The following is a 6,494-nucleotide window of genomic DNA, read 5'->3' as shown; positions in this document are numbered from 1 at the left end:
GAGATCAAGAGCAAGAGCAAGAGCAAGAGCAAGAGCAAGAGCAAGAGCAAGAGCAAGAGCAAGAGCAAAGCAAAAGCAAAAGCAAAAGCAAAAGCAAAAGCCAGGCGGCCTTATAGCCGACTTGGCGCTTCTCGTCGTACTTGGACCCTGTGGGAGCGGGCTTGCCCGCGAAGGCGGCCTGACAGCCGACCAATCTCCTGCGGTTATACCCAATCCCATTGTGGGAGCGAGCCTGCTCGCGATAGGGCCGGCGCAGCTTGCATCAATATGTCTGATGCACCGCCATCGCGAGCAGGCTCGCGCCCACAGGGTTCGCGGTGATGGTGGAGGCTTGATTAATCATTTAAGCCCCACTTTGTACAACGCCCCGCTGTCCTCATCCGTCAGCACATACAAGTAGCCGTCCGGTCCTTGCCGCACGTCACGAACCCGTTCGCCAAGTTCACCGAGCAGGCGTTCTTCGTGGACGACCTTGTCACCGTCGAATTCCAGGCGGATCAGTTCCTTGGATGCCAGGGCACCGATGAACACATTGTGTTGCCAGGGCTTGAAGCGGTCGCTGTCATAGAACGCCATGCCGCTGAGTCCCGGTGACACTTCCCAGACATGCAGCGGGCCGACCGTGCCTTCAACGGTCTTGCCCTGGGCTTCGGGAATCGGCGCGCCGGAATAGTTGTCGCCGTGGGTTGCCAGCGGCCAGCCATAGTTCTTGCCGCGTTCGATCAGGTTCAATTCATCGCCCCCCTTTGGCCCATGCTCGTTCTCCCATAACGTTCCGTTCCAGGGATTGAGCGCCGCGCCTTGGGGGTTGCGGATGCCATAGGACCAGATCTCGGGCCGGACGTTTTTCTGCCCGACAAAAGGGTTGTCGTCCGGCACCTTGCCGTCGGGGTAGATGCGCACGATCTTGCCTTGCAGCTTGTCCAGGTCCTGGGCGGTGGGCCGGTCGTTGTTTTCCCCCAGGGTGATGAACAGATAACCGTCCCGGTCGAAAACCAGGCGCGAGCCGAAATGGTTGCCCGTGGACAGTTTGGGTTGCTGGCGGAAGATCACGTTGAAGTTCTTCAAGGTTTTCAAATCGTCGGACAGTTGCCCGCGTCCGACAGCGGTGCCGGCCTTGTCGTCCGGACCGGCCTCGGCATACGACAGGTAAACGGTACGGTCCTGCTTGAAGTCCGGTGACAGCACCACGTCCAGCAGTCCGCCCTGGCCTTTGGCCCAGACTTGCGGCACGCCCCCCAGCGGTTCGGACAGTTTCCCGTCAGGACCGATCACCCGCAGGTTGCCCGGGCGCTCGGTGACCAGCATGCCTTGCCCCGGCAGGAACGCGATCGACCAAGGGTGTTCAAGCCCCTTGACCACGGCGGTCAGTTCCAGCGTGCCCTCTTCGCTCTTGAGCTGCTGGGTTGATTCGGCAGAGGCCGGCATGGAAAGGGTCAGGACAGCGCTGGCGCAAAAGGCGGCCAGGAGTGTTTTACGCAACATGCACACTTCCTTCTGTGGGATTGAAAAGGGGCAACCTAGCGGTTGTCCTGTGGACTCCTGGGCGGCGTCGGCGATTCGATGGTGGGCCGTGGCGAACCCGGCGGCTGGCCGGACCTGGGATAGCCGTTGCCGATCCCGCCGTTTTCCAGGGTGGGGCGTGGCACCCGCACCGTTGGATTGTTGTGGATCATCGGCACATTGGGCCGGGTGCCCTGCATGCTGTTGGGGTTGGCCCGTCGCGTCGGGCTGTTGTAGGGATTGCTGTTTCCCGGCAGGTTCTGCGCCAGTTGCTGTGGGCCGGGCGGTGGAGCAGCCTGGACGGTTGCCGCCAGGAATAGCGTCGTGATAGCCAGCATCAGCCTGTACATTCGAGCACCCTCTTGGTTTCAGGCATATCGAAAACACGCTACGCCGTAGGTTCGCAGTTGTTAAGCGAAATGTGTAAGCGAAGTGTCCGGGCAAAGATGTAACGAGGAGTCTCTAAACAGCCGTTCAGGCAATGAGCCAGCCGGCGCACGGCGGAAACTTTTTTCAAAGGCGAGAGGTCACCAGAGAGACACCCATCGGCAAGGAAATAACACCACCATGGCACGGGCAATCTGGAAAGGCGCAATCAGTTTCGGGCTGGTCCACATTCCCGTGGCGCTGGTATCGGCCACCTCTTCACAGGGCGTGGATTTCGATTGGCTGGACAAACGCAGCATGGAGCCGGTGGGCTATAAGCGGGTGAACAAAGTCACCGGCAAGGAAGTGACCAAGGAAGATATCGTCAAGGGCGTCGAGTACCAGAAAGGTCAGTACGTGCTGCTCAGCGAAGAGGAAATCCGCAACGCCCATCCGAAGTCCACCCAGACCATCGATATCTTTTCCTTCGTCGACAGCGAAAAGATCCCCCTGCAAAACATCGACACGCCCTACTTCCTGGCGCCCGACAAGCGCGGCGGCAAAGTCTATGCCCTGCTGCGCGAAACCCTGGTCAAGACCAACAAGGTGGCGCTGGCCCTGGTGGTGCTGCACACCCGTCAACATCTGGCGGCGCTCATGCCGTTGGAGTCTGCGCTGGTGCTGGTGATGCTGCGCTGGCCAGCCGAAGTGCGCGGGCTGGACATCCTCGAACTGGGCGATGAAGTCACCGACCCGACTCTTGCCAAGGGCGAGTTGGAAATGGCCAAGCGCCTGGTACAGGACATGAGTGCCGACTGGTCGCCGGAGGAATATCGCGACAGTTTCCAGGAGAAAATCATGGAGCTGGTGGAGAAGAAGGCCAACGAAGGCCGGCTCGAAGCGGTGGAAACCGATCCGGGCGAAGACCAGCGCAAGACCGCCGATGTCATCGACCTTACCGAACTGCTCAAGCGCAGCCTGGGCGGCAAAGGCAAGGCATCGGGCAAGACCGCCGAGAAGACCTCTGCGAAGCCCGCGAAAACCAGCAAATCCACTCCCGCAAAAAAAGCCACCAAGGCCTCTCGGGGCTAAACTCAGGATGCCAGCTATACAAGGGAATCTGTCATGGCCAAGGCCGAGCATGAATCTGCCCGCGTTTCCAATGCTGTTCAGGATGAAAAACCAAACCAAAGCCGTAAAAGTCAAAAAAACCGGCTCCCCGAACGCCTGATGCCACAACTGGCGACGCCGGTGGAACAGCCGCCCACCGGTGAATGGCGCTATGAGGTCAAATTCGACGGCTACCGATTGCTGGCCCGCATCGAGCAAGGCGAGGTGCGCCTGTTCAACAGCGAGCATCAGGATTGGACCGAACGCCTGCAATTGCACGCCGAAGCCCTGGCCGAGCTAGGCCTGGAAGACAGTTGGCTGGACGGTGACCTGATCCTGCTGGATGACGCCGGCCAGTCCGACCCGGTAGCCCTGCGCGATTGCTTCGAGATCGGTCGCACCGTGGACATGGTCTATGTGCTGTTCGATGCGCCGTTTCTCAACGGCGTGGACTTACGGCAGACGCCGGTGGAGGAGCGTCGTGCGGCGTTGAAAAAAGTCCTCCGGAATAATGCCGGCAAGCGGCTGAGGTTTTCCGAAGCGTTCTGCGCCAACGAAGACGAGATCCTCGAAAGCGCCAGCGCCCTGGCCCTGGACGGCGTAGTGGGTAAGCGCCTGGGCAGTCCTTATGTGTCGCGGCGCAGCAGCGATTGGGTCGATCTCAAGTGTCGGCTGCGCCAGGCCTTCGTCATCGTCGGGTTTACCCAGCCCCCGGGCAGGCGCAACGGCTTCGGCGCATTACTGCTGGCGGTCAACGGTCCGGCGGGTCTGGAATATGCCGGCCGGGTCAGTGCAGGCTTCACTCAGGCTCGGATCAAGGCGCTGCATGAGCAACTGAGCGCACAGTTGCGCGACAGCTCACCGCTGAGCAAACCCCTCAACGGAGCCCAAGGGCGAGGTGTGCAGTGGGTCGAGCCTGCCCAGGTCTGCGAGGTGGAGTTCACCGAATGGAGCAGCAGCGGCATCGTCAAGCGGGCGAGTTTCGTGGAGCTGCTGGCTGACATGCCGGTAGGGAAAGTGGTGCACGAGCATCCTGTGCCGACCAGGACCCTGGCGTCGAGCACCAGGCGCAGCAGGAAAAAAACCGTAGAGATCGAAGGCGTGACAATCACTCATCCCGAGCGTGTGATCGACAGCGTCAGCGGCGTGCAGAAAGTCGAACTGGCCCAGTATTACGCCGACATCGCGCCGTGGATCCTGCCCTGGCTGCACCAGCGGCCCGTTGCCTTGTTGCGGGCGCCGGACGGGATTGGCGAGGAGCAGTTCTTCCAGAAGCACGCGGATCGCCTCGACATTCCGCACATCAAGCAATTGAGCCCGCAACTGGACCCAGGCCATGCCGCGCTGATGGAAATCGACAGTGTGCAATCGCTGGTCAGCGCCGCACAGATGGGCAGCGTGGAACTGCACACCTGGACAGCCACCCATGACCGGATCGAAACGCCGGATCTGTTTGTCCTGGACCTCGACCCCGATCCATCACTGCCTTGGAGCGCCATGCTCGAAGCGACTCGCATGACGCTGTCGGTGCTCGACGAACTGGGTTTACAGGGCTTCCTGAAAACCAGCGGCGGCAAGGGCATGCATGTAATCGTACCGTTGGCCCGCAGTGAAGGCTGGGACACGACCAAGGCGTTCGCCAAGGCCATCTCGCAGTTCCTGACCCGCCAGATGCCTCAACAGATCACCGCCACCATGGGGCCGAAAAACCGAGTCGGGAAAATTTTCGTCGATTACCTGCGCAATGCCCGCGGTGCCAGCACCGTGACCGCCTACTCGGTCCGCGCGCGACCAGGCCTGCCGGTCTCGGTGCCGATTGCCCGGGCCGAGCTGGATGGTCTGCGTAACGCTCAGCAATGGGATATCCACACCGCCCTGGAGCGAGCCAGGGGGTTGAAAGCCGATCCATGGGAGGGCTACAGCCATCGTCAGCGGATCACGGCCAGGATGTGGGAGCAATTGGGGGCGCAAGCGCCTGAAGGATGAGCACCGATCACCTGGCAATAGCCAAACCTGTGGCGGTAGCTAAACCTGTGGCAGTAAGCAAACCTGTGGCAGTAAGCAAACCTGTGGCAGTAGGCAAACCTGTGGCAGTAGGCAAACCTGTGGCGAGGGAGCTTGCTCCCGCTCGAGTGCGCAGCGCTCGCAAGCTTTTTCGGGGGCCGCTTCGCAGCCCAGCGGGAGCAAGCTCGCTCGCCGCAAGCAAGCTCCCTCGCCACAAGGGTCTGTGTTATAGAAAGACCGTGGTCAGATCCAGACGAAAATCGCCAGCAACCCGCCAAAGAATGCCCATTTCTGCAAGTAATACAGCTTGCGGTTACGTTTCTTCAGGGCCTTGCCTCGCAAGCGGATCTTGTAGAGGCGCGAAAACGCGCGGTTCAAGCCGCCGGTCTTGTCACCAGCATCGTTGGGCGCGCCGGCGGCAGCCATGACGGTACGGCTGAACCAGCGGTTGAACGCTGTGGCCCAGCGATACTTCATCGGGCGCTCCACATCACAGAACAGAATAATGCGGTTGTGCGGCGTGGTGTTCTCGGCGTAATGAATGAATGTCTCGTCAAACACCACCGCCTCGCCGTCACGCCAGTGGTAATGCTCGCCGTCGACATTGATGTAGCAGCCGGCGTCGTTGGGCGTCTCCAGGCCCAGGTGATAGCGATAGGAACCGGCATAGGGGTCGCGGTGGCGCACCAGTTTCGAACCCGGCGGCAACTCGGCGAACATCGCCGCCTTGATCGAGCCGATGCTCTGCACCAACTCCGTGGTGCGCGGGCACAACTTCATGGCCGAGGGATGGCTATCGCCGTACCACTTCAGGTAGAAACGTTTCCAACCCGTCTTGAAGAACGAATTGAAGCCGACGTCATCGTACTGGTCGGAGCGCTTGATCGCCCCCGCCCGCAGCAGTTCCTGGCCCTCGGCGCGGATCTCTTCCCAATGCGCCTGCAACGGGCTCAGGTCGGGAAAATCCTCAGGACGCAAGAACGGTCGGTTGGGCAGTTTCGAACACAGGTACAGCAGGCAGTTGATCGGTGCCAGGAACGAAGAGTGATCGCTCAACTGGCGACCGAGCTTGTGCCGCACGCGACCGCGCAGGTGCACATAAGCAATGGAGACGATGTATAGCGCGACAATGATGAGTTTCACGGAGTTCGTCACAGGTTCGGGAGTGAACAGGCTGCGTTCTTCGGCCAACCAAGCGGCAAGGAAGATGGGCAGCGGGTGAGATGGCAATTTAGCCACATTTTGTAACCGAAGGTTATCCCAGAGTTGTGAAAAACTGTCTTGCCCAGGCAATACCCTATCGTTCAGGCGGCCAGATCAGTACAATCGCCGCCAAACTTCACGCGCCCCCTTGGCCGATACCGCTCATCCGGTTTCGGCGCACGTCTACCGGACCAGGCGCTCCGTATGCAGCTGTCCTCTTATGCCGGATGGACCCTTGCGCTTGCGACCGCGAAGCCTTTGCACGGCCGGTAACAACGCAGACAGGTACTCGACAGGTACTGCCGCAC

At 60.5% G+C, this 6,494-nt stretch carries 5 protein-coding genes; 2 read left to right on the top strand and 3 right to left on the bottom strand.

What is annotated here, in order from left to right; genetic code table 11:
• Window positions 1-339: 339 nt before the first annotated feature.
• Window positions 340-1,485 (bottom strand): PQQ-dependent sugar dehydrogenase, encoded by a 1,146-nt coding sequence (locus ACLEJQ_RS04585; protein ID WP_440792599.1) that lies wholly within the window; start codon window positions 1,483-1,485, stop codon window positions 340-342.
• 35 nt (window positions 1,486-1,520) lie between these two features.
• On the bottom strand, window positions 1,521-1,853 hold the full coding sequence (locus ACLEJQ_RS04580) for a hypothetical protein (RefSeq protein WP_440792598.1): 333 nt from the start codon (window positions 1,851-1,853) through the stop codon (window positions 1,521-1,523).
• A gap of 217 nt (window positions 1,854-2,070) precedes the next feature.
• On the opposite strand from ACLEJQ_RS04580, the gene ku reads away from it, so the two are divergent.
• Together ku and ligD are read left to right on the top strand one after the other, a co-directional pair.
• Window positions 2,071-2,961, top strand: coding sequence for a non-homologous end joining protein Ku (gene ku / locus ACLEJQ_RS04575; RefSeq protein WP_440792596.1), 891 nt, complete (start codon window positions 2,071-2,073; stop codon window positions 2,959-2,961).
• A 33-nt stretch (window positions 2,962-2,994) separates the two neighbouring features.
• Window positions 2,995-4,965: a DNA ligase D gene (gene ligD, locus ACLEJQ_RS04570; protein ID WP_440792594.1), complete on the top strand. Its 1,971-nt coding sequence runs from the start codon at window positions 2,995-2,997 to the stop codon at window positions 4,963-4,965.
• A 261-nt stretch (window positions 4,966-5,226) separates the two neighbouring features.
• Here the strand turns inward: ligD and lpxO are convergent, their stop codons facing one another.
• Window positions 5,227-6,126, bottom strand: coding sequence for a lipid A hydroxylase LpxO (gene lpxO / locus ACLEJQ_RS04565; protein ID WP_440792592.1), 900 nt, complete (start codon window positions 6,124-6,126; stop codon window positions 5,227-5,229).
• Window positions 6,127-6,494: the final 368 nt, after the last annotated feature.

This window comes from Pseudomonas sp. SMV71 (assembly GCF_052042015.1).
GTDB lineage: Bacteria > Pseudomonadota > Gammaproteobacteria > Pseudomonadales > Pseudomonadaceae > Aquipseudomonas.
This window is presented reverse-complemented; position numbering and strand designations above follow the sequence as displayed.

Bases quoted from the DNA above. Each gene is read 5' to 3' on its own strand.
- ACLEJQ_RS04580 (WP_440792598.1), bottom strand. From the start codon at position 1,853: ATGTACAGGCTGATGCTGGCTATCACGACGCTATTCCTGGCGGCAACC.
- ku (WP_440792596.1), top strand. From the start codon at position 2,071: ATGGCACGGGCAATCTGGAAAGGCGCAATCAGTTTCGGGCTGGTCCAC.
- ACLEJQ_RS04585 (WP_440792599.1), bottom strand. From the start codon at position 1,485: ATGTTGCGTAAAACACTCCTGGCCGCCTTTTGCGCCAGCGCTGTCCTG.
- ligD (WP_440792594.1), top strand. From the start codon at position 2,995: ATGGCCAAGGCCGAGCATGAATCTGCCCGCGTTTCCAATGCTGTTCAG.